This is a genomic window from Deltaproteobacteria bacterium (genome assembly GCA_021159305.1).
Lineage (GTDB): Bacteria > Campylobacterota_A > Desulfurellia > JAGGSF01 > JAGGSF01 > JAGGSF01.
Genome location: JAGGSB010000009.1, coordinates 1 through 23,853, shown reverse-complemented (window position 1 = coordinate 23,853; position 23,853 = coordinate 1). Strand labels below are relative to the sequence as shown.

The 23,853-nt window shown below is 38.1% G+C and carries 21 protein-coding genes and 1 tRNA gene; 5 read left to right on the top strand and 17 right to left on the bottom strand.

Annotated features, from left to right (window positions below):
- Positions 1 to 6: 6 nt before the first annotated feature.
- The 14 genes from lpxB to J7J10_00630 all read right to left on the bottom strand — a co-directional run bounded on the left by lpxB (position 7) and on the right by J7J10_00630 (position 13,015).
- Entirely contained in the window at positions 7 to 1,104 is a 1,098-nt protein-coding gene (lpxB, locus tag J7J10_00695) for a lipid-A-disaccharide synthase (protein ID MCD6129464.1), read from the bottom strand.
- Complete coding sequence (gene lpxA, locus J7J10_00690; protein MCD6129463.1) at positions 1,101 to 1,865, bottom strand: acyl-ACP--UDP-N-acetylglucosamine O-acyltransferase; 765 nt, start codon at positions 1,863 to 1,865, stop codon at positions 1,101 to 1,103. The genes lpxB and lpxA overlap by 4 nt, the downstream gene beginning before the upstream one ends.
- Entirely contained in the window at positions 1,866 to 2,300 is a 435-nt protein-coding gene (fabZ, locus tag J7J10_00685) for a 3-hydroxyacyl-ACP dehydratase FabZ (protein MCD6129462.1), read from the bottom strand.
- Entirely contained in the window at positions 2,297 to 3,331 is a 1,035-nt protein-coding gene (gene lpxD / locus J7J10_00680; protein MCD6129461.1) for a UDP-3-O-(3-hydroxymyristoyl)glucosamine N-acyltransferase, read from the bottom strand. Before lpxD ends, fabZ begins: the two co-directional genes overlap by 4 nt.
- Entirely contained in the window at positions 3,328 to 3,834 is a 507-nt protein-coding gene (locus tag J7J10_00675) for an OmpH family outer membrane protein (GenBank protein MCD6129460.1), read from the bottom strand. Before J7J10_00675 ends, lpxD begins: the two co-directional genes overlap by 4 nt.
- A 9-nt stretch (positions 3,835 to 3,843) precedes the next feature.
- Entirely contained in the window at positions 3,844 to 6,096 is a 2,253-nt protein-coding gene (gene bamA / locus J7J10_00670; protein ID MCD6129459.1) for an outer membrane protein assembly factor BamA, read from the bottom strand.
- A complete protein-coding gene (locus J7J10_00665) occupies positions 6,086 to 6,763 on the bottom strand; it encodes an ABC transporter ATP-binding protein (protein ID MCD6129458.1) in 678 nt (225 codons plus the stop codon). The genes bamA and J7J10_00665 overlap by 11 nt, the downstream gene beginning before the upstream one ends.
- Entirely contained in the window at positions 6,760 to 7,914 is a 1,155-nt protein-coding gene (locus J7J10_00660) for an ABC transporter permease (protein MCD6129457.1), read from the bottom strand. Before J7J10_00660 ends, J7J10_00665 begins: the two co-directional genes overlap by 4 nt.
- Positions 7,915 to 7,925: 11 nt before the next feature.
- A complete protein-coding gene (lon, locus tag J7J10_00655; GenBank protein ID MCD6129456.1) occupies positions 7,926 to 10,274 on the bottom strand; it encodes an endopeptidase La in 2,349 nt (782 codons plus the stop codon).
- Between the two features lie 3 nt (positions 10,275 to 10,277).
- Positions 10,278 to 10,640: an Hsp20/alpha crystallin family protein gene (locus J7J10_00650; protein MCD6129455.1), complete on the bottom strand. Its 363-nt coding sequence runs from the start codon at positions 10,638 to 10,640 to the stop codon at positions 10,278 to 10,280.
- Positions 10,637 to 11,380 (bottom strand): outer membrane protein assembly factor BamD, encoded by a 744-nt coding sequence (bamD, locus tag J7J10_00645; GenBank protein ID MCD6129454.1) that lies wholly within the window; start codon positions 11,378 to 11,380, stop codon positions 10,637 to 10,639. Before bamD ends, J7J10_00650 begins: the two co-directional genes overlap by 4 nt.
- Positions 11,381 to 12,646 carry a nucleotide sugar dehydrogenase gene (locus tag J7J10_00640; protein ID MCD6129453.1) on the bottom strand — a complete coding sequence of 422 codons (1,266 nt, stop codon included), beginning with the start codon at positions 12,644 to 12,646 and terminating at the stop codon, positions 11,381 to 11,383. It lies immediately after the preceding gene.
- Positions 12,647 to 12,649: 3 nt separating this feature from the next.
- Positions 12,650 to 12,931 carry a DUF721 domain-containing protein gene (locus J7J10_00635; GenBank protein ID MCD6129452.1) on the bottom strand — a complete coding sequence of 94 codons (282 nt, stop codon included), beginning with the start codon at positions 12,929 to 12,931 and terminating at the stop codon, positions 12,650 to 12,652.
- Between the two features lie 8 nt (positions 12,932 to 12,939).
- Positions 12,940 to 13,015 (bottom strand) — tRNA-Arg (locus tag J7J10_00630).
- A gap of 240 nt (positions 13,016 to 13,255) precedes the next feature.
- Here J7J10_00630 and J7J10_00625 point away from each other — a divergent pair.
- From J7J10_00625 to J7J10_00610, 4 genes are all read left to right on the top strand, one after another.
- A complete protein-coding gene (locus tag J7J10_00625; GenBank protein MCD6129451.1) occupies positions 13,256 to 14,503 on the top strand; it encodes an OFA family MFS transporter in 1,248 nt (415 codons plus the stop codon).
- A gap of 193 nt (positions 14,504 to 14,696) precedes the next feature.
- A complete protein-coding gene (gene gdhA, locus J7J10_00620; GenBank protein MCD6129450.1) occupies positions 14,697 to 16,043 on the top strand; it encodes an NADP-specific glutamate dehydrogenase in 1,347 nt (448 codons plus the stop codon).
- Between the two features lie 84 nt (positions 16,044 to 16,127).
- Positions 16,128 to 18,005: a tRNA uridine-5-carboxymethylaminomethyl(34) synthesis enzyme MnmG gene (gene mnmG, locus J7J10_00615; GenBank protein MCD6129449.1), complete on the top strand. Its 1,878-nt coding sequence runs from the start codon at positions 16,128 to 16,130 to the stop codon at positions 18,003 to 18,005.
- Positions 18,006 to 18,010: 5 nt separating this feature from the next.
- Positions 18,011 to 18,934, top strand: a complete 924-nt coding sequence (locus J7J10_00610) for a TIGR01212 family radical SAM protein (protein MCD6129448.1) — start codon at positions 18,011 to 18,013, stop codon at positions 18,932 to 18,934.
- On the opposite strand, the gene J7J10_00605 is transcribed toward J7J10_00610, so the two are convergent.
- Both J7J10_00605 and J7J10_00600 read right to left on the bottom strand, forming a co-directional pair.
- Complete coding sequence (locus J7J10_00605; protein MCD6129447.1) at positions 18,916 to 20,718, bottom strand: NAD+ synthase; 1,803 nt, start codon at positions 20,716 to 20,718, stop codon at positions 18,916 to 18,918. The two genes, J7J10_00610 and J7J10_00605, sit on opposite strands and share 19 nt — an antisense overlap.
- Positions 20,655 to 21,986, bottom strand: coding sequence for a glutamine synthetase (locus J7J10_00600; GenBank protein ID MCD6129446.1), 1,332 nt, complete (start codon positions 21,984 to 21,986; stop codon positions 20,655 to 20,657). The genes J7J10_00605 and J7J10_00600 overlap by 64 nt, the downstream gene beginning before the upstream one ends.
- 61 nt (positions 21,987 to 22,047) lie before the next feature.
- On the opposite strand from J7J10_00600, the gene J7J10_00595 reads away from it, so the two are divergent.
- The gene (locus J7J10_00595) at positions 22,048 to 22,212 is read left to right on the top strand and encodes a hypothetical protein (GenBank protein ID MCD6129445.1); all 165 of its coding nucleotides are present in this window, start codon (positions 22,048 to 22,050) and stop codon (positions 22,210 to 22,212) included.
- Positions 22,213 to 22,221: 9 nt separating this feature from the next.
- Here J7J10_00595 and J7J10_00590 read toward each other — a convergent pair whose 3' ends face one another.
- Positions 22,222 to 23,724, bottom strand: a complete 1,503-nt coding sequence (locus J7J10_00590) for a glutamine synthetase (GenBank protein ID MCD6129444.1) — start codon at positions 23,722 to 23,724, stop codon at positions 22,222 to 22,224.
- Positions 23,725 to 23,853 lie beyond the last annotated feature (129 nt).

Below are 23,853 nucleotides of genomic sequence, written 5' to 3'. Positions count from 1 at the left end.
TCCACATCAGGAATAAAAAGAATTATAGATAAGCGAAGCCGCAGAATAAGAAACACCAGGTTTTCCCAGAGAGCTTTTCACCCCCGATAATCTATCCTTGAGACTGGTGTATATACTCCTATTGGTCAATATATGAATAATTAATTCTTCTATATAAGATGGAGTGGCATTTCCTCCAATAAGTTCCGGAACGATTTTCTTTCCCGCTATAATATTAGGCAATCCAATATCTTTTACTCGACGAACAAGTATCCTACCTAAAAGATAACTTAAACGAGATATTTTATACACGATAATCATAGGCAACCCAAACACGGCACATTCTAAGGTAGCGGTGCCAGAAGCCACAATAGCTATCTTTGAGATGTCCATCATGTGATAGGTATCTTCTGCCACTTCTATAAACGGATATTTATTTTTTACATTTTTTATAAAATCTGTATCCACATTCCCACCTGTTGCCCACACAAATGTGAATTTAGGGAGTCTTTTCTTCAAGTTCTTCGCTGCATCAAATATAATAGGTAAATTGTAACTTATCTCGTCCTTTCTACTACCAGGAAGCAGTAGTACTATATCTTCTTCTTTATGAATACCTATTTTCCCATCCAATACATCTAAGATAGGATGACCAAAATAAAAAACCTTTTCATGATGAGGAAAATTTCTATAAAATGCGCGTTCAAAAGGGAAAACAGTGATAATCTTGTCACAAAATTTTGCCATTGTTTTCACTCTATAGGACCTCCAGGCCCAAACCTGAGGAGCAACATAGTAGACAACCTTCTTCTTTCTTTTATAAGCAAGTTTCCCCACCTTAAAATTAAATTCTGGAAAATCAATGAGAACTACTCCATCTACATCATCTATTACATCTTTTATCTTACCGTATATCTCAAGTGCCCTTTTAAGCTTTGGCACTGCTTCTTTCACTCCAACAACAGATATATCCCTATAATCGGCTAATAACTCAATTTCATCTTTAACAAAATGTGAACCCAACCCAACAAAGTCTATATCATCCAACTTTTTCAACTCTCTTATTAATAAAGAGGCGTATTTTTCTCCTGATGGCTCACCGCAAACCAAAAGTAATCTCTTCACCTGCAAAAACCACGCTTAGAAGAATGTACAAATTCCAGGATTTTCTTTATATACGGAGATTCTTCCTTTTCTAATTCCTTTATTATTTCTTTTAACAAAAGATGAGAACGAAATATAATCTTATAGGCTTGTTTGATTGTCTTTATATCTTCTCTACTAAATCCGTGTCTGCACAGTCCTACAACATTTATACCATACGGTTTGGCTCTATTGCCTACTACTAAGATATAAGGCAAAACATCCTGAGAAACTCCACTCACACCACCAACCATAGAATATGCACCAACTCTAACAAATTGATGAACAGCTGCAAGCCCACCTATGCAGGCAAAATCCTCAACGATAACATGACCTGCTAACTGCACTACATTGGCCATAATTACATTGTTCCCAATCATACAGTCATGTGCAATATGGGCATAAGCCATAATAAAATTTCCATTTCCAATACGAGTAACACCTCCACCATACCCTGTTCCTCTATTAATCATAACAAATTCCCTGATAATATTATCATCACCAATAATAAGTTGCGTCTCTTTATCTTTAAACTTAATATCTTGAGGAACAGTACCCAATACACTATGATGAAAAATATTGCAATTTTCCCCAATAGTTGTGTAATCTTCTATTATTACATTATTACCAATCTTTGTATTGTCTCCTATTTGCACCTTTTTCCCTATATAACTATAAGGTCCTATCTCTACATCTTTTCCAATCTCTGCTTTCTTACTTACTATCGCCGTAGGATGAATCATTTAAACTACCTGAGCCATTATAATTGCTTCTGCCACAACATTTTTCTCAACAAATGCTTTTCCTGCAAGTTTCCAAATGTTCCCTCTTCTCTTTACTATATTTACCTTCAACTCTAAACTGTCACCAGGTATCACAGGTTTTCTGAATTTTGCCCTTTCTATCCCCATAAAATACACCACCTTATCACTCGTCGGTCCCTTCTCGTCTAAAGATAAAAAACACAAAACACCGCCTGCTTGAGCCATAGCTTCCACAATCAAAACGCCAGGCATAATCGCTTTATGAGGAAAATGACCAACAAAAAACGGCTCATCGTAGGTTACATTTTTTATCGCCGTGATGGAAGAACCCTCTTTCGCATCAATAATCCTATCAATGAGTAAAAATGGTGGGCGATGGGGTAAAATGCGTTTAATCTCCTCTATATCCATCATTTTAGTTTCTCCTCTACCTTCTCCAATCTCTGTTCAATAAGTTTCACCCGTTCATAAAATTGCTGCAGTCTATTGACCATCGCCATATTCTTCAGTGCCCTTTTGTGTTCTATCGCCGGTATGCCAAAATATGTACCTTTTTTTCTAATATTTCCAGGGATACCAGATTTGGCACCAACAACAACATCATCAGCAATCCTTATGTGTCCAACCACGCCTACCTGACCGGCTAAAATTACATTTTTTCCTATCTTTGTGCTGCCTGCAATACCTACTTGAGCTACTATTACACTATTTTCTCCTATTTCCACATTGTGAGCAACTTGAACCAGATTGTCTATCTTGGTGCCTTTTTTTATCAGCGTTTCATCAAATGTCGCTCTGTCTATAGTGGTATTTGCTCCAATTTCCACATCATCTTCTATAACTACCTTACCTACCTGCATAATCTTTTCTCTCGAACCATCTCCTCTTTCCGCATATCCAAATCCATCACTACCGATTACAACCCCAGGTTGCAAGATCACTCTATTGCCTATTTTTGTACCTTCCCTCAACACCACATGCGAATAAATCAGACAGTTCTCTCCTATATCCACATCAGAACCAATATATGTAAAAGGAAAAATCTGCGTTCCCTTCCCAATATGAACATTCTTAGAAACATAAACGAATGGAGCTATACCCACATCCTCATCACATTTAACACTACTATCCACAGATGCCATTTCGCTTATTCCTCTAAAATGTACTTTCGGAGGATAAAACAATGATAAAACCTTGGCTAAGGAAAGTTGAGGATTGGGAGAAAGAAAAAATGTCTTCTGCGGAAAACGGGAACAATTAAAACCTTCGGCTACGAGAATAGCCCTCGCACGGGTTAATTTCAGACCTTCAGCATAGCTTTCATGCGCCACAAAAACCAAATCGTTGTCTTTCGCCGAATTTAGAGAAGCAACACCACTAATTTCTAATTCTTCGTTACCCACAAATTTAATTTGTAAAGCTCTAGCCAAATCACTTACTTTCATCTCTTCTTCTGAGTAAATTTGTTATATGCCTTTATGAGTTTATCCGTTAAATCCATTGTAGGACTGAAATAAACTATCCCACCGTGTATCTCTATCACAATATCTACTTTTTCCTTCTTCGCTATCTTTTTAGTCATATCCACAAGGCCTTTTAGAATATTACTTTGATACTCATTGCTTTTATTTGAAATTTCCCCCTGAACCTTTCCCATAAAATTTTGCAATTCCCTAGCTTTTGTTTCATAGAGCGCTTCTTTCTTGCCTCTCTCTGTTTCTTTCAAAGTTTTTTTGGAAAGCTCCTCACGCAATTTCGTCAACTCTGCTTTTTTTCTCTCAATAATTTTTTTCTTTACTTCTGCTGTCTTTTTCAAATTTTGCACTGCAACTTTCCCCGCCTCACACTCATTTAATGCTCTCTGCAAATCAACAACACCTACATTCAAAGAAAAGGCAGTGCTGGTAAAAAAGAATAACAAAACAAAAGAAAACAAAACTCTTTGCATAATACCTCCTTAAAATACCATTCCCATTGTAAAGTGCCATACTGAGCCCTTCTCGTCTCCTTTGGGAGAAAGGTTCTTGCCCCATTCTATTCTCATCGGTCCTAAAGGAGAAATCCACCTCAAACCCAATCCTGCTCCCTTTCTTAAGCTAGATAGACTTTCTGTCATCCTCCAACAATTACCCATATCATAAAAAGCCACACCATAAAAATTCAACTCAGTCAATATGGGAAAGATCAACTCAGAATTAAATACAATCTCCTTCTCGCCGCCGATATAATTTCCCTCATCATCCTCGGGAGAAATCTTCCCCTCGCTAAAACCTCTCACACTATCTATGCCTCCCAAGAAAAACTTATTCTGAATAGGAACATGCTTACCTGAAATACCCGTTGCATATCCCGCTTCTCCCCTTACATGAGCTATAAGGGGTGATGAAAATAACTTATGATAAATGGAATGGAAAGCGACAGTTTTTGTATATCTCTCTGTTCCGCCCAGTCCTGCAACACGCACAGAAACATTTGAGAGAGCACCGCTGGTGGGAAAAACACTGCTATCTAATGTATCTCTTTCTATAAATGGAGTAACATAGCTTTCGGTATGTCTTCCCTCCTGATCCTTAAGATACTTACTGGGGTTTGACTCCGTTATATCTATCTTTTCTAAGGAAAGACCATAGGTAGAACCTATCTTCAATGTATTATCAAAAAACCTACGAGCAAGCGTTATCTTACCTCCATAAGCATGCTCATCATAACTTGTATAGTCATACTTTGAATTGTATAGTGTTCCAGAAAGAGAGATGGGTTTATTGAATAGCCAGGGCTGAGTTACTGTAAGATCAAACAATGAGGTACGAGAACCTATGTTCCCGCTGAACGAAGCATGCAACCCTGTCCCCAAAAGATTTCTTTCCATCACACTGCCCATTACACTGAATTTATTAAATGTACCATAACCCACTCCAGCATTAAATGACCCGGTGTGTTTCTCCTTCACTGCTACCCGTGCATTGAGCTTATCTTCTTTATCCACCCGTTTTGTAGTAATTGTCACTTCTTTAAAATAATCTGTTTTATACAGCCCTCTTCTACTGTCTCTCAAATACTTGGAGTTGTAGAGACTTCTCTCTTTTAATTTCAGCACTCTTCTAATTACATTGTCCCTTGTCTTCTCATTGCCCACAATTTCTATCCTATCTATATAAATTTTATGTCTCTTATCTATAACAAAGGTAACATCAATCATTTTATTCTTTTTATCCAAATGAATAATGGGTTTTACATCACAAAATGCATAGCCTTTCTGCCCATAAAGGTCAGTTATCTTCATTATGTCTTGTCTAAAAGCGACACCATTGAAAAACTTTCCTTCCCTAGACTTCATTTGTTTCTTCAGAAACTCAATATTATAAGGCTCCTCGCCTTTAAACTCTATATTTTTTAGAGTATATCTTTGTCCCTCCTTTAATGATATATCCATGTCTATACAGGAACGAGAAACATCAACCGCTATTATAGGATCCTTTACACTCACCTCAGCGTAACCCTTCTTTAGATAAACATCTCTCACTGCCTCTTTATCCATCAAAACAGCATCTTCATTAAACCTACCTGTATAAAACCAGGGTAAAAATGTAAGAATATATGGACCGTGTTTTTTGTGGGTTACCATTGCCTTTTCAATAACACTATTTTTTATATGTTCATTACCAATTATATTTATATTTCTTACTACTACTTTCTTACTCTCATGAATGGTGTATTCAATGTCCACCCTATTTTCCGGAACAGATTTAACAGAACAGAAGATTTCAGTGAGATATCTACCTTTTTTTGTATATAATGCTTTCATTCTTTCTATACTCTCTGTTACCAAATCTGGGGTGAGTATTCGATAAGGTTTTGTTTCACAATTTTTGAGTAACTCTTTATCTTTAAACTTTTTATTTCCAACAAAGGTAATAAATCTTATAGACGGCTTTTCCTTCAGTATAAAGGTAACACTCCGCCCGCCTTTTACATCTTCAACATCTGCTTCTACGTTATTATAAAACCCCAAGCTATATATGCGACGAACATCGTTATCAACTTTCTCTATGCTATATTTTCCCCCTACCTTCGTTTTTATAACATCCATTACAGTAAGCTTATCTGTTCTTACCAACCCCTTAACATCCACCTTTACCACATCTTGAGCAAACACAGAAACAGAAAACAAGGAAAAAACAAAAATAAAAAACAACAATCTAAGTTTCATATAATTTACTCCCATGAAGGAAAAACGAGCGATCACACCTACTTAAGAATGTTCTGTCATGAGAAGCTACAATAAATGTCTGTCCATAAAACCTATTAATGTTCTTAATTAAATCGAATATCTCTGCAGCCGTTTTTTCATCTAAGCTCGCCGTCGGTTCGTCTGCTATAACCAACCGAGGTTTGTTTATTAAAGCTCTCGCCAAAACAACCCTTTGTTTCTCGCCCTCCGAAAGCATGTAGCTTCTCCTATTAAAAAGGCTTTCTTTTAAACCCATACTTTTTAAAAGCTCCGTTGCCCGTTTCTCTTTATTTTTAAACCCTCCAATAAATGTCGGCATCAATACATTTTCTAACACACTAAACTCAGGAAGTAAAGAAGGAAACTGAAAAACAAAACCTATTTCCCTATTTCTCAGAGATGCAACCTTTTTTTCACCGAGAGAAAAAGGATTTTTCAACCCTAAAAATATAAGTTCTCCCTCATCTGGTGCATCCATTAATCCCAAAATATGGAGCAGGGTGCTTTTTCCAGAACCAGAAACACCTATTATCGCTATTATCTCTCCTTCGTATACCTCCAGATCCAGCTCTTTTAAAACCTCTATTCTCTTTCCTCCGCTGAAAAAAGAACGTTTTATACCACAGGCTTTAATCAAAAAATTCACTTTAGAACCTCTATTACATTACATTTAGAGGCTTTGTGTGCCGGATAAAGCGAAACAAAAACAGAAAGAAAAAGAGTAAACAACGAAATAATAGCCACATCCATTAAATGAATATCCACAGGAAGGGTAGTGGCATAGTATACATTAGAGGGAAGACTTATAAAATGATATTTTTTCAAGACAAAACAGATAATAAAACCCAATATATTTCCCATTGCTACACCGCTTAGTCCCAAGATAAAGCCTTGAATAACAAATAATTTTTTAATATTAGTAGATGTTGCTCCCATAGAAACCAACACAGCAATATCTTTTACTTTACCCATTACGGACATCGTCAAACTACTTAAAATATTTAAAATGGCCACCAGAACAATTAAGGAAAGAACGATAAACATAGTCACTTTTTCCAATTTTAAGGCGAAAAAAAAATTCCTATTCATATCCATCCAACTCCGAGCATAAAGTGGATAGGAAAGTCTCGCAGACATGTTTCTTACTATGTCTCTTGCTTTAAAAGGATTTTTCAGGTAAATGCCCATCCCTGTAATTACTCCCCTCATATCTAAAATTTCCTGCATTTTATTAAGTGGTATAAAAATCATGGATGCATCGTAGTCATACATGCCTGAATTAAAAATACCGTTAATTTTGCCTTCCCAGGACATAGGTACAGAACCCAGGGCCGTTTTTTTCATCGAGGGGAAAACCAATCTTACTTTATCCCCGACCCCTATGCCTAAAATGTTAGCCAACTCTTCACCTACAATTACACCCTGCTTCTCAACGGAAAAATATCTTTTCACCGGTGCATTCTCAAAATTTATTCCTCTAATCAATGCACCTACACTCACCCTGCCAGATGATGCGATGCATTGAGAAAGCAAAAAAGGCGAAGATTGGTAGCCCATTTTTTCTATTTCCGCTACTCTTTTTTCACTGAAAAAATGATTATAGCTCATCACTATCACATGAGGGTTGACCCCCAGTATCTTTTCCGTCAGCGTGGAATTAAAACCGTTCATCACAGACAAAACTACAATTAATGCAGCTACTCCTACCGTAATTCCTAAAACAGAAAAAAAAGAGGTAAGAGAAATAAAACTCTTCTTGCCCCCCAGGTATCTCAAAGCAATGAATTTCTCTACCAATAATCTGCCCTTTACTTTATAAGAACGAGATCAATTACTTGAGTCATGTCTTCCACATAGTGAAACTTCACTTTTTCAACAATCTCTTTAGAAACCTCTCCCACATCTTTCTTATTTAGAAGAGGTACAATTATTTCTTTGATACCTGCTCGCAATGCGGCCAGTGATTTTTCTTTAATCCCTCCCACCGGCAATATCCTTCCTGTTAGGGTAAGTTCTCCAGTCATGGCAACATCATTGCGCACTGGTTTGTCGGATAAAGAGGAGATAATCGCGGAGGCTATTGCCACGCCCCCAGATGGTCCATCTTTTGGCGTAGCACCTTCGGGAACATGAATATGCAAGTCTATCTTTTGATAAAAATCTTCCTTTAAACCCAGATCCTTATAATGCTCGCGTGCATAAGTTACTGCAGCCTGGGCAGATTCTTTCATCACATCCCCCAAGGAGCCGGTAAGCATAAGCTTTCCCGAACCTTTCACTTTCACCACTTCGATAAACAGGATACTTCCGCCCACTGGTGTCCAGGCCAACCCTGTAGCTACACCTGTATAACATTTGTCCAGCTTCTCTTCTGTAAAATACTTAGGGGCACCTAAATACGTACCTATATTTCTCGTTGTTATACGAAATGTCTTATTTTCTGTAGCCTTTTCTGCTATATGACGTGCAATTTTCCTTAAGATAGAAGCTATCTCTTTTTCCATATTCCTCACGCCTGCCTCTCTTGTATAGTCTTCAATGATCTTTTTTATACCATTGTCCGTAAAGCCAATATTATATTTCTCTAAACCGTTGTTTTTAATCTCTTTAGGCAAGATATAACGCTGAGCAATTTTCGTCTTTTCCTCTACCGTATAGCCTGGAATCTTTATGACTTCCATTCTATCCAATAGAGGGGACGGAATGCTCTCTGTAGTGTTGGCGGTGGTAATAAAAAATACCTTAGATAAATCAAAAGGCACGCCCAAATAATGGTCTTCAAATTCACAATTTTGTTCAGGGTCAAGCACTTCCAATAAAGCGGATGCAGGATCTCCTCTGAAATCTGTTCCCAATTTGTCTACTTCATCTAATACAAATACGGGGTTCTTCGTTCCTGCCTGTTTTAACCCCTGAATTATTCTTCCCGGCAGTGCTCCTACATATGTTCTCCTGTGTCCTCTTATCTCTGCTTCATCCCGCATCCCTCCTAAAGATATTCTACACAGCTTCCTGCCCATTGCTCGAGCGATAGATTTAGCCAGAGATGTTTTCCCAACACCAGGCGGTCCTACAAAACACAAAATAGGACCTTTGGTCTCCTTCTTTAATTTCCTCACAGAGAGATACTCTAAAATTCTGTCCTTTGCCTCTCTTAAGTCGTAGTGGTCCTCATCCAGCACCTTCGCTACTTCTTTTATATTCAGATAATCCTTTGTAGACTTGCTCCAGGGCACAGAAACCATCCAATCCAAATATGTTCTCACTACTGTGGCTTCCGCACTATCAGGATGCATCTTTGATAATCTGGATAATTGTTTTTGCGCTTCTTTCTTGGCAAGTTTAGGCATTTTAGCTTCAGCAATCTTTCTTTTCAATTCCTCTGTTTCATCAACACCCTCTCCCTCTTCACCTAATTCTTTTTTAATCGCTTTAAGCTGTTCTCTTAAAAAATATTCCTTTTGTGTCTTTGATATTTCTCCCTTCGCTGCATCTTGAATTTTATCCCTCACTACCAAAAGCTGAATTTCCTTATCTAAAAAAGCACTCAACTTAAACAATTTATCCCTTAAAGATACAGTTTCCAAAATCTCCTGAGCAACTTTTGTCCTCAAATGAATATTAGAAGCTACAACATCAGCAAATTTATTTGGTTCGTCGATATTATTTACAACAATAACCAAATCAGCAGGAATATTCTTGTCCAATGAAGCAAGCTTGTCCAATTGAGTTCTTATATTCTTCACCAGTGCTTCAACTTCTAACTGCTCCTCATGACCTCTCACGCCTTCTTCTTTTATCACTTTTATACCTACTTCCATAAAGGCTTTTCCCTTTTTAAACTCCGTAATCTTCGCTTTAGATAAACCCTGTATTAATATCTTTGCTCTTCCATCGGGAAGTTTTATCATTCTCAAGATAAGAGACACTGACCCTACTGTATAAATATTCTCCGCCTCTGGCTCATTGTCCTCTGGCCTTTTCTGCGCAACAAGCATAAGCAATCTATCTTTAGAAAGAGCTTCGTCTATTGCCCTTATAGAAAAGTCTCTTCCCACAAAAAGTGGTATAATCATATACGGAAATATAACCACATCTCTTAACGGAAGAGCTGGAAGCACATCGGGAATATTAATTTCTTCATCTTTCAGTTCCATAAATTATACCCTCTTCTCACAAATCACAGTCAATACACCATTTTTATATACAGACCTTATCTTATTCCCATCAACTGCTACTGGAAGCAATACTAACCGCTTGAATCCACCAAACACTCTCTCTGCTCTCATATATTTTACACTCCTCCCTAAAACAGCTCTCTTTTTTACACCATAAACAACAATTTTATCACCTGTATATACCACATGAATATCTTTCAACTCAATTCCCGGTATCTCTATCTCTATGTATAATTCATTGCCCTTTTCAAATACATCCGCGGGTGGCTCATCTAATTCCCACAATTCCCCATTTAAACTATCCTTTACAATTTCCAATATCTCTTTCTTTAAAACAAGCCTCATTTCTCTATTTTATCCTTTATCTTTTCAACAAATTCACTTTGTGGATATTTTCTCTTTAGTTCATTGAAAAAAAGTTGAGCATCCTCTCGCCTGTTCAGGTAATAATAACTCATTGTTAAAAGATACAACATCTCATCTGTAAAGTTCAAATCTGAAAAGTGATGAGACATGAATGTAAGTCTATTCAATGCCGCATTATAATCGTGCAGTCGAAAGTAAAACTTACTGACAAATAATTCATGCCTGTAAATTTCGTCCACACACTGCATAATATAAGTATCCGCCTGGCAAGCAAACGAACTTGAAGGATGATCTCTCTTTAAACCCACAAACGCTTTTAACGCCTTTATTACAGGGGTTTGATCCCTATCATAGGAATTTCTACACCGCCAGAAAGAGGTAGCAATTTTGTATTGTGCGTACACTGCATCAGGAGAGTGAGGATAATACTTTATAAACCGCCCGTAAGCTTCACGAGCCAGTATATGCTCACCTTTAGCAAAATAAACATCACCTAACTTTAGATAAGCCTTCTTGGCATAAACACTACCTGGATGCTGCTCTCTCACCATACGCAAATCATGTTCCGCCGCTACATAATCGTGATTTATGTAAGATTGTATACCATTATTATACCACTCAAATGCACCTTTCTCCGATTCCTCTGGTATCATCTTTTTATTCGCTGCGCAGGCAACCAAAAAAAGTGAAAGAAAAAGAACTGTTAATTTTTTTACCAATTACAACCTCCAATACACAAAATTTGCCTTTTGAACATTCCTTTCACTAAATATAGCTTTTATATCAACAAACAACGGTTTGTCTATCCGACAATATTGTCTTAACTCTCTTATGTCAAGGTCCATATAAGATCTATGTTTTACACATATACAAAAGCCATCCAGCTCAGTAAAATCATCAAAAGAACAGAGATGACGATGAAAAATATCATAAGCATCCTCTTCGTCGGCTAATGGATCATGCAGATAAACCTCTATACCATAAGAAGAAAGTTCTTCCACCAAGTTATAAACCTTCGTGTTGCGTAAATCTGGCACATTTTCTTTAAAGGTAAGGCCAAGAATAGCCAACCTTGCACCATTAACAGGAATATTTTGTTTAATAAGCATCTTTACTATATTACTAGCAATAAAATTAGGCATAGAATCATTTGTTCTCCTTCCTGCTAAAATTACCTCGGGATGGTAGCCCATCTCTTCTGCTCTATAGGTGAGATAATAAGGGTCAACCCCTATGCAATGTCCACCCACTAAACCTGGTGAAAACTTTAAAAAATTCCATTTGGTGGCAGCTGCTTCTAATACTTCCTTTGTATCCAATCCCAGTCTATGAAATATGACGGAAAGTTCATTCACCAAAGCTATATTCAGATCCCTTTGCGTATTCTCTATAACCTTTGCCGCTTCCGCCGCTTCTATAGAAGATGTTCTATATATACCTGCTTTTACCACACTTTTATATAAAGAAACTACTACATTCAATGTTTCTTCATCTTCTGCTGACACTATCTTCACTATATCCGAGAAACGGTGTTCTTTATCACCAGGATTTATCCTCTCCGGAGAATAAGCTATCTTAAAGTTGTTACCTTTTGAGGCTTGTTCAATTATGGGTTTGCATACAAGATTTGTTGCACCAGGGTAAACAGTAGATTCATAAACAACAATCGCTCCTTTCTTTATATTTTCTCCCACAATTCTACTTGCATGTTTTAAAGCTTCAAGATTAGGAATATTGTGATTATTTATAGGTGTAGGAACAGCAACAACAACCACATCACATCTCTTTAAAAGGCAGGCATTGGAGGTAAAAATCACAGATGTATCCTCTAATTCTTCCTTTACCTCTCCTGTCTTATCTATACCTTTTTTTAATTCCTCTATCCTACTTTCATCTATGTCAAACCCCACACATTCAAATTTCTTTCCAAATTCTATGGCAATAGGCAACCCTACATACCCCAAACCTACAATACCTATTACCATTTCTCATGCCTCCTTAAAATAGATATCCTCAACAGCTGTCTTCCCACACAGATGATTGATATTCTCTATTATTCTATCTTTTATAAAAGTGAGTTCCATGGCCCATGCACTGGAACTCACTCCTACCCTTAATACCTTATTTCTTATTCCTACAACCCGAGTATTTTTATATACAATGTCACCTACTATTTCTCTCCAGTTTTCTCTAATGCGCACCTCATCACCTAACTTTCCACATCGCCAATCCTTTAAAATCTCAGTTAGAACATCACCTATTTTTTTCATATCTTAAATGGTGTACCTGGGGGGATTTGAACCCCCAACCTCAAGATCCGGAGTCTTGCGCTCTATCCCTTGAGCTACAGGTACTCGCTTAAATACTATGCATCAAAGCTTTATCTTAGTCAAGTTTTTACTTGCACTTGTTATTTTCTTAGGATTCTTAGGAAAAGTTAAATTTTAATTAATACTTGACATATACTTATTATAAGTTTATATTTTATAAAATTTCGTAAGGGAGGTGAAGGAAGAAAATTAAATTGTTTGGTTATGTTTATCTAAAGGTAAGCAGAAATAATGTTACTAAAGTTTAATTAAGGAGGGTTGATAATGGCAGAGGAAGAGAAAATCTTAGGGATGCGTGCTGAGAGTGGGCGATGGATATTCGTTATCGCTGGATTATTGATAAATATATGTCTCGGCACTATTTATTCATGGAGTGTTTTTAGAAAACCTTTACAATCACTCTTTGATGTTGGTGCTACAGAAAGTGGATATCCTTTTATGGTATTTTTAGTAGTTTTCGCAATTGCTATGCTCCTTGTCTCCGGTCTGATGGAAAAGTGGGGACCAAAAAAGATGTCAATCATAGGCGGCATATTAGTGGGTCTCGGCTGGATCTTAGCCAGTCAGGCAAAGAGTATGGGTATGCTCACGCTGGTTTATGGAATATTGGGTGGATTTGGCGTAGGAATGGTCTATGGATGCCCCGTAGCAGTTGCAGCGAGGTGGTTTCCAGACAAAAGAGGTATCGCTGTTGGTACTACGGTGATGGGCTTTGGTCTATCAGCTTTAATTACAGCTCCCATAGCCAAGGCTCTTATTGACGCTGTCGGTCCTATGTCTACCTTCGCCTATCTGGGTGTAGCGTTTATTATAATATTGGTAATTTTATCGTTGCCCCTCAGGTTTCCTTCTGTCCAGGGCTGGAAACCTGCCGGCTGGGAACCATCAGCACATGTTGCAGCTGCTGCTGTTGAGTTGAGTCCATCCGAAATGCTGAAAACAGCGCGTTTCTATGGATTATGGCTGTGCTATGCGATAGGAGTTACTGCCGGACTTATGGCTATTATAATTTCCAGTCCTGTGGGACAGGAAATTATAAAGTTGAGTGCAGGCGCTGCTGCAACAGCCGTTGCGATATTTGCCATCTTCAATGGTATCGGTAGACCAATCTTCGGCTGGTTAACAGATAAATTGACTCCCCGTGGTGGTGCCATTTTATCGTTTGTAATAATCATCCTTGCCTCAATGATGATGTACTTTGGTGCTGGAGAAGGCAGAACTGCATTATTTATGATTTCTTTTGCTATGCTGTGGGGATGTTTAGGAGGTTGGCTGGCTATTGGACCCACTGCAACAGGTTCTTTCTTCGGTACTAAATATTATCCAAGAAACTATGCCATAATGTTCCTCGCCTATGGTGCCGGTGCCTTCATAGGCCCTTACATTTCGGGAAGAATTAGAGACATGACAGGCAGTTATTTGTCATCTTTTGTGCCCGTAACAATACTGGCAGTTGTAGGAATCATACTCGCCCTTGCGTTGATGTCACCTCCCAAGAAGAAAGAAGCATAAAGCATAAATCAATCTATTAGCGGCCCTTCCTTTTTTACTATATTGGAAGGGCTACTACTTCAAAAACCATCTAACTTATGTCATTTTTAAATAGTAACCACAGAGGCAATGCGTAAATTTGACATGGTAATTGTAAATCTATATAATGAACTTCTCACATCTGATACATCCGAATTTTTTTAGGAGGTAATTTATGTTTGGTGGTAATGAGAAAATGGAATCTATTTACAAGGAGGTAACGAATCGCAATCCTGGGGAAACTGAATTTCACCAGGCAGTAAGAGAGGTTTTGTCTTCACTACCACCGGTGCTTGCCAAGCATCCTGAATTTTGTGAGTACAAAATTATTGAGCGTCTTTGTGAACCTGACCGCCAGGTTATATTCAGGATCTTATGGGAAGATGACAAGGGTATTATGCATATTAATAGAGGTTTTCGTGTTCAATTTAACAACGCTTTAGGTCCTTACAAAGGAGGATTGAGGTTCCATCCCTCCGTTTATCTGGGAATTGTAAAGTTTCTTGGATTTGAACAAATCTTCAAGAATGCTTTAACGGGAATGCCTATGGGTGGAGCCAAGGGCGGCTCTGACTTTGATCCACATGGCAAATCAGACCGAGAAATTATGAATTTTTGCAGGAAATTCATGACAGAACTCTACCAACACCTGGGAGAGGAAACAGATGTTCCAGCAGGAGACATAGGAGTTGGATCAAGGGAAATAGGTTACTTGTTCGGCCAGTACAAGAGATTAACCCACAAATTTGAAGCCGGTGTTATAACCGGAAAAAAGCTGAATTGGGGTGGAAGTCAGGTAAGAACAGAGGCTACAGGATATGGCTTGGTGTATTTTATGGATGAGATGTTGAGAGATCATAAAAAATCGTTTGATGGTATGAAGGTAACGATTTCCGGCTCTGGAAATGTGGCTATATATGCAGCGGAAAAGGTGATTCAATTGGGCGGAAAGGTTATTGCGATGAGTGATTCAAACGGTGTAATTCATGATGAAAGTGGTATCAATATTGAGACGCTAAAACAGATTAAAGAGATTGAGAGAAAGAGAATTAAAGAATATACAAAGTTTCATGAAACGGCTGCTTATTATGAAGGTGGTAATATATGGAGAATCAAAACGGATATTGCCCTGCCGTCTGCTACGGAGAATGAAATAACAGGAAGAGATGCAGAAATACTGATTAAGAATGGTGTCATTGCGGTTGGAGAGGGCTCCAATATGCCGACCGCACACAAAGGAATTAAAGCCTTTATGAATGCAGGAATTTTATTTGGGCCTGCTAAAGCGGCTAATGCAGGTGGTGTGGCAACATCAGCTCTGGAGATGATTCAGAACAGTCGTCACGATGTCTGGACATTTGAGTATACGGATAAAAGGCTAAAAGAGATTATGGAGAATATATATAAAATCTGCAGCGAAACGGCAGAGGAGTTTGGAACGCCGGGGAATTTAAGCAGAGGTGCTAATATAGCAGGATTTCTTAGAGTGGCAACGGCTATGATAGATCAAGGTATTGTATAGGTGTAAAATCACGAGGAAGGCACATAAGACATCTATATATCAGGACCTTGACAGAATAGCTTAAGTTTCTAAATTTATATTATTATGCTAACGACTTATCCCAAAGAATTCGATGTAATTGTGGTGGGGGCAGGACATGCGGGTTGTGAAGCTGCCTTAGCCTCAGCCCGAATGGGTCATTTTGTACTCCTTACTACTATAGATGCAGATAGAATTGCTCATATGTCCTGTAATCCATCTATCGGAGGAAGGGCAAAGGGGCATCTGGTAAAGGAAATAGATGCTCTGGGCGGAGAGATGGCAAAAAATATAGATGAGACAGGCATTCAATTCCACCGTCTGAATATGAGCAGAGGTCCTGCAGTATGGTCTTCTCGTGCCCAGGCAGATATGAAACTCTACAGTCAGAGGATGAAAAAGATAATAGAAAATCAGTCAAATCTCAGATTGAAACAGGCAATCGTTGATGAAATATTAGTAGAAGACAATATAGTAAGGGGCGTAAAAACATCAATAGACGAAGTATTTTTAGGAAGAACGGTTATACTAACCACGGGAACATTTTTAAAGGGTTTAATTCATGTTGGACTAAAACACTGGTCAGGAGGAAGAATTAGTGAACCGTCTTCCGAGAAATTATCGGATTGTTTGAGGAAATTAGGTTTTGAAATAGGAAGATTAAAGACCGGAACCTGTCCTCGTTTAGACGGGCGCACTATTGATTTTAGCTCAATGGAACCTCAATACGGAGATGAACCCCCTCATCCTTTTTCATTCTCTACGGAAAAGATAGAGAGAGAACAGATACCTTGCTATATCACATACACAAACCAGAAGACGCATGATATCATTCGCAGTGGCTTTGATCGTTCTCCCATCTTTACGGGAATTATTAAATCCAGAGGAGTAAGGTATTGTCCTTCTATTGAAGACAAGATTGTCAAATTTTCAGGTAAGGAGAGGCATCAGATCTTTATTGAACCAGAGGGGATAAATACTACCGAATATTACCCCAACGGCTTGTTTACCAGTTTGCCCATAGATGTTCAAATAAAGATGGTAAGAAGCATAAAGGGATTGGAGAAGGCGGAGATTATAAAACCCGGATATGGCATTGAATTTGACTATGTCAACCCTATTCAGTTGAAGCCATCCCTGGAAACGAAATTGATAAAGGGACTATTCTCTGCCGGTCAGATAAATGGCACCACAGGTTATGAAGAGGCCGCTGCTCAGGGAATCATGGCAGGCATCAATGCGGTAAAATATGTAAGAGGAGAATCGCCTCTTATTTTAGACCGTTCTCAAGCCTACATTGGTGTTCTGATAGATGATCTGGTAACAAAAGGAACAAAGGAAGCCTACAGGATGTTTACATCCCGAGCCGAATATCGCCTGCTTTTAAGAGAAGATAGCGCAGATTTAAGACTTATGCCATTTGGGCATGAACTGGGACTGATAAATGACAGTATATATAAAAAATACTTAAATAAAAAAGAAGATATTGAAAAAACGCTGGAAAAATTGGGCGAGATTAGACTTAAGCCCAATGCTGCCACTAACAGTATGTTGAAAAATGTAGGCACATCTCACATCAAAAATCCTGTTACCTTGAGAGAACTTTTGAAAAGACCAGAAGTAAATATTGATGAATTGTATGTATTTGATGAGGGGTTAAAAAATTTACCACAGGATGTGAAAGATGAAGTGAGTTTTCAGATGAAATATGAAGGTTATATTAAATTACAAAAAGAGCAGGTGGAAAGATTTAAAAAGTTTGAATATTTAAAATTGCCTCCAGACATAGATTATTATAATATGGTTGGTCTTTCCAATGAGGTGAAGGAAAAGTTGACAAATATAAAACCTGCATCTTTGGGACAAGCAGGTCGCATTTCTGGCATAACACCAGCTGCTTTAATTATTCTTCAGATTTATCTCAAAAAAAGAAAAATAGCTTAAATAAAATGTGTAAAAAGCGATATTATGATCTCAACACATTTTTACGCAAGACCTTTAATTGTCGGGTGCAGAAGATTGCATTAGATGCGGGACTTAGTTGTCCCAATCGAGATGGCGCAAAGGGATATGGAGGTTGCATTTACTGTAATGCTTATGGTTCAGGCACGGGTGCATACAGAAAGGGTCTTTCCATCTCCGAGCAGATTACTCAAGCAGAGATATTCTTAAGGAAAAAATACAAGGCAAAGAAGTTTATCGCCTATTTTCAGTCGTTTTGCAACACCTACGCACCTTATGAAGTATTAAAATCACTGTACGACGAAGCTTTATCCTGTGAAGATATTGTGGGTCTTTCCATAGGAACAAGACCGGATTGTGTAGATGAAAAGATACTGGATTTGATACAAAGTTATGCCAAAGAATATCAGGTATGGATTGAATATGGTCTTCAGTCTATCCATAACAGGACCTTGAAACTCATAAATCGAGGTCATAGCTATGAGGATTTTTTAAAAGCGGTGGAGATGACTGCAAATAGAAACATACTGATCTGTGTCCATATCATATTGGGTCTTCCTGAAGAGACAAAAGAGGATATGCTGGAAACGGTAAAGGCTTTATCAAAACTATCGATAGATGGTATTAAATTTCATCATCTGTATGTGGTAAAGGGAACTAAGTTGGCAAAGATGTATGAAAATGGCAAGTATAGACCATTGGAGCAAGAAGAATTCGTAGATATTTTGGTAGATAGTTTAGAGTTGTTGCCTCCGAATGCTGTAATTCAAAGGTTGATGGGAGACCCAAGAGCGGATGAACTTCTATCTCCTGCCTGGTCTTTAAGGAAAAGAGAGACATTAAATTTAATACAAGAGACATTGATCAAGAGAGATACATGGCAGGGCAAAAATTATTTCCATAGAGGATAATATGTTATGGGTAGTCTTCTGTCTCTGCCGAAGGCACGGGAAGTTATCTTAATACCTGGAGGAGACTGGCGACGCTTGTATTCACTTTTATCGACAAGCTTAACTGCTTTTTCCACTATTTCTCTATCAAAACCCATGCCGATGATCTCTTCTATAGCTTTATCCTCTTCGACATAAGCTTGAAGTATGGGGTCGAGTAAGTCATAAGGAGGAAGTGTGTCTATGTCTTTTTGGTCGGGTCTGAGTTCGGCAGAGGGGGGCTTGGTTAAAACATTTTGAGGCGTGAGGTCGAATCCTGCTATTTTATTTCTATGTTCTACCAGTTTGTAAACCATAGTTTTTGGAACATCTTTTATGACGGCGAATCCTCCTGCCATATCTCCGTAAAGGGTGCAATATCCTGTAGCTGTTTCACTCTTGTTCCCCGTGGCTAAAACAAGCCATCCGAATTTATTGGATATCGCCATAAGAATATTACCTCTTATGCGGGCCTGAATGTTTTCTTCGGCCACATTTGGCTTTGTGCCTTTAAAGGCTTGTTTTAATGTTTCAAGATAAGACGAAAAGGTCTTTTCAATAGGAATGGTCAAAAACTTCATATTCAGATTTTTAGAGAGAATCTCTGCATCTAATATACTTTCTTCTGAAGAATACCTAGATGGCATGGATATACCCACCACATTGGATGCTCCTAAGGCATCTACGGCTATCATGGCTACCAAACTCGAATCTACACCGCCAGAAAGACCCACCAGCACTTTTTTGAAACCATTTTTATGCACATAATCACGTGTTCCTAAAACAAGAGCCTTATAAGCTTCATCTATGGGATCTTTTTCAACTATTTCTCTTGGTGGTAGAGCAGGTTTCGGACTAATTATAGGAGTTTGAGATACTTCCACATGACCCGTTTTCCATCTTTTTTCTTCAAAACTTAATACTTCTTTTCTTCTCCTGGGGTCGTGAAGACGACTTTTAAAAATAGAATTGATATTCAAATCCACTGTTATAAAATCTTCCTCAAATGATTTTCCTCTTGCAAGCATTTGTCCCTTTTCATCAAAAACCATACTATTTCCATCAAAGACAAGTTCATCCTGTCCCCCAACCAGGTTATTGTATACCACTATAACTGTATTGTCTAAAGCCCGAACGGAAAGCATCTTTTCTTTAAACTTTCTCTTGCCAAAATGATAAGGAGAAGCATTTATATTGACTATTACTTCTGCCCCCGCATAGGATTGAACTGTAACCGGCCCTGCTTCATACCATATATCCTCGCAGATGCTCACTCCTACATTAACGCCTGCTATCTTATATGTAGTACATGCATTACCTGCCCGGAAATACCTGTTTTCATCAAACACTCCATGGTTGGGTAAGTAAATCTTATGATATGTTCCCATGAGTTTTTTATCATAGATCACCGCTGCGGCATTGTAGATATCACTTTTTACATCAACAAATCCTACTATGATAGCAATATTAGAAGAATAATCTATAATCTTTTCGAGGCACTTTAGATTTTTCTCAATGAACTGTGATTTAAGCAACAAGTCTTCCGGCGGATAACCACAAATTGCAAGTTCAGGGAGTGTGAGGAGGTCAACACCTAAAGATCTTGCATTATCAACAGCTTGCAATATCTTTTTGGTGTTGCCCCCAAAGTCACCCACGATGGCATTAATCTGCGCTAAACCTATGCGCAATTTGCCACACCTTACAAAATCGGTAAATACTTCTTTATCTCGTATTCTGTTACCTGTGACCTGTATTCGTTCCATTCCTTTTCCTTATTTCTCAAGAAAGCTTCAAATGCATGATCTCCGAGAACTTCTTTCATTAAGTAGCTCTTTTTCATGAGTGCCGCTGCTTCTCCCAAATTTCCGGGCATAAGACCTATGTTTCTCTTCTTTCTCTCTTCTTTTGAAAGAGTGAATACATCCTCTTCTACTGGTTCGGGTGGCTCTAAGTTGCTCTCTATACCTTTTAGGCCTGCCCCTAACATTGTACTGAATGTAAGATAAGGATTACATGCCGGATCCGCCGCACGAAGCTCTAAGCGAGTAGCTTTTTCTTTTCCTGGTTCGTATTCCGGAACTCTTACCAGAGCTGAACGGTTTCTTCTTCCCCAGCAGATATAAGCAGGGGCTTCAAATCCAGGAATAAGTCTCTTGTATGAGTTAGCCCATTGACAAATGACAGCAGTAATTTCTGGAGCATATATTAAAAGTCCTGCAAGGTAGGATTTCCCTGTCTTTGAAAGGTGATATTCATCATTGGGATCGAAAAATACGTTGGTATCACCTTTAAACAGAGACTGATGGACATGCATTCCGTTTCCATTTACACCGAATAAGGGTTTGGGCATGAATGTAGCATACACTCCATGTTCTATTGCTATATGTTTTACCACTATACGATGAGTCATCATATTATCGGCCATAGTAAGCGCATCCGTGTAATGGAGGTCTATCTCGTGTTGAGAGGGGGCAACTTCATGATGACTGTATTCTACTGGAATACCCATCTCCTCCAATGTAAGGATGGTTTCTCTCTTGAGCCCTGTAGCAAGCTCTTGAGGAGGCATATCAAAATATCCTCCCTGGTCTAAAGGCTCTGGATTTTCGGCACTTTTGAAATAAAAGTATTCCAACTCCGGTCCAACATAGTAGGTGAATCCCATATCCTGAGCCTTTTTCATATTTCTCTTGAGTATATACCTGGGATCTCCTTCAAAAGGCCTGCCATCTGGCCAGTAGATGTCGCAGAACATCTTTGCCACTGCCTTTTCCTTCGGTCTCCAGGGAAGCAATGTAAATGTGTTTGGATCCGGTCTTGCAATCATATCACTTTCTTCTATGCGCACAAAACCCTCGATGGATGAGCCATCAAACCCCATTCCTTCTTCAAGGGCTTTTTCTAACCCCTCTACCGGAATGGCGAAAGATTTTACAAAGCCTAAAATGTCGGTAAACCAAAACCTTATAAATTTAACATCGTATTCCTTTACTGTTTTTAAAACAAATTCCTTTGCTTCATCTTTCCTCATTTCATCCTCCTTTTTTATTTTATAGCAAACAAAACTTTTTTACCACTACAATGTTACAATTGTGGTTATAGATAGGTTACAATCAAAAGATATTTCCAACGAAATAAAAGAGAAATTGGCAAGGATAAAAGCAGGGTCTTCGGCACAAGCAAACCATATTTCAGGTGTGACACCTGCTGCTTTAATTATTCTTCAGATTTATCTCAAGAAGAGAAAGATAGCTTAAGTAAAGTGATTAACAATGCAGGTATTTTTTAACCAACTTTTCAATTTCTTCTTCTTTGCCATAAAGCTTTTCACTCAAGTTTTTATCATCGTAATCACGGAGCTTTTTTGCTATATTATCAATTGCGCCCGCTGGGAAAACATTATATGCTTGATATATTTCCCTATCCTTTAAGAGAACTTCGGCTGATTCCCAACATGAAGATGGTAAATGAGGTAACTTTTCCTGAAGTTTTTCATATTCTGGGGAAAAGATATTCACATTTACACGAAGCTTTTCAGCCAATTTCAATGAATCTTCCATCTCCAATCCATGACGGGCGGCTACTGCCATCCCTGCTAACAATAAGTAGACATTAGCTGAACCGTCAGCAGATCGAAGTTCTATGGTCTGCTTCTCAATAAACTTTGGAATTTCTTCTTTGCTTTGAGGATTAACTTTCCTAACCATATCATACTTGCCTAACCATCCCAAAGGTACCCTAATGAGTGTAGAGCGGTTTCTCTCCCCCCAGCAGATGTTGGTTGGTGCTTCTTGATGGGGAACTAATCTTAAATAGGAAGTAGGAACAGTATTACCAAAAGCAGTCAATGAAGAAGCTAAATCCAAGTACCCCGCAATAACCTTTTTGGCTATATCACTTAATTTGCCATTTTTTACCAACATATTTTTTTTATTTTTGAGCAGTCGGGTGTGAATGTGCAAACCGCTTCCAGCATGTCCTACTATAATCTTAGGAGCAAAGGTTATAGAAACTCCATATTTTTGCCCCAACATTCTTATCATCCACTTTGCAATAGCGAGTTGATCTGCCGCATCCTCTAATTGTGTAGGAAGAAACTCAACTTCATGTTGTTCCATTTTACGGTTTCCATCGGAAATATTGCCCACTTCGGAATGACCATATTTTACCTTTCCTCCCGCTTGAACAATAGCTTGCATAATTTCACATCTTAGCTTTTCAAACTTGCAAAATGGGGAGGATTCTTGATAACCCTTTTGAGAACTAACTGGATAAAAATCACTATCTGGTTCATAAATGATATAATATTCCAACTCTCCTAAAGCTTCTAATGTCATTCCTGTTTTCTTTTTTAGTACTTGTTGCGCTTTTCTTAGTATGTTTTCCGGAGCACTGGGTAAGAGTTCCCCTTCGTATGTATAATAAGAACATAGTATGTCCACAGCAGGAATAGAGGAGAATGGGTTTACAAAAGCTGTTTTGTAGCGAGGAATGACATATAAATCGCTGGAGGCTGCATCTACATAGGTAAAAAGGCTTGAACCATCAACTCTTTCTCCTATAGCCAATAGTTGATCTAAATGTTCTTCGCTATTAATTACGAAATTGAGTGTTTTTAGATTACCATCTCCACCTACATATCTAAAGTTAACTATTTCAATGTTATTTTCTTTTATGAATTTAATTAGGTCTGTTTTAGTGAATTCCTCCGCTGGTTTTTGTAAATATTGTACTAATCTATTGGGATTCATAGATACAGATTTACTCATGTTGCCTCCATAAATACTCATTTGTTGCTGGCTATTTTGAATATTTTTATACATTTGTCAACAAAAATTATTTTTATTGTCATTTAAAAATTAAAAGTGAACTGTTTTTATTAGATTTACGATTTAAAA